The following is a 523-nucleotide window of genomic DNA, read 5'->3' on the forward strand; positions in this document are numbered from 1 at the left end:
GGATGGAGCCCGCCGACGCCCCCGGTCTGCGCCATGTGCAGGGGCGGATGGTGATGGTCGACCTGGACGCCGATCCCGACTCGATCGCCCCGGTGGTGGAAGGGATAAGAATCTTCGCCGGCTACTCGGGGTGGACGATCGGCCAACTCGAAGGCGAGATCGAGCGCGACGACTGGATCGTCTTGTCCGCCCTACCGTCCGACGTTCTGGTCGAACCGAAGATCGACCTGTGGTCGCGGGTGCTGCGCAGACAGCCCCTTCCGCTGTCGTTGCTCGCGACGCATCCGATCGACGTCAGCCGCAACTAGACCTCAACTGCAGGAGAGCGTGCAGGTCGCGCACGCGCCGCCGCAACCGCCCGCATCGCTGCGCTGAGCGCTCGATAGACGGACGGCCATCTTCGCGCTCTGCCAGCATCCGGCTCCGACGGTTCCCAGCGCTCCGACTACGCAGACCATCAACACGACGAGGGCCGTGCCGGGATCGGCCGCCAGTGCGACCGCACCGCCGGCGGCCAGCATCG

At 68.1% G+C, this 523-nt stretch carries 1 protein-coding gene and 1 pseudogene; one reads left to right on the forward strand and one right to left on the reverse strand.

Features of this window, described 5'->3' with window-relative positions; genetic code table 11:
- Positions 1-308, forward strand: a 308-nt coding sequence (locus A5790_RS15240) for a YqgE/AlgH family protein (protein WP_197696800.1), incomplete at its 5' end; no start/stop codon positions are given.
- 3 nt (positions 309-311) lie between these two features.
- Here A5790_RS15240 and A5790_RS26240 read toward each other — a convergent pair.
- Positions 312-523, reverse strand: a pseudogene (locus tag A5790_RS26240) (hypothetical protein); the annotation flags it as partial.

Source organism: Mycobacterium sp. 852002-51152_SCH6134967, from assembly GCF_001667105.1.
In the GTDB taxonomy this organism is placed as follows: domain Bacteria; phylum Actinomycetota; class Actinomycetes; order Mycobacteriales; family Mycobacteriaceae; genus Mycobacterium; species Mycobacterium neumannii_A.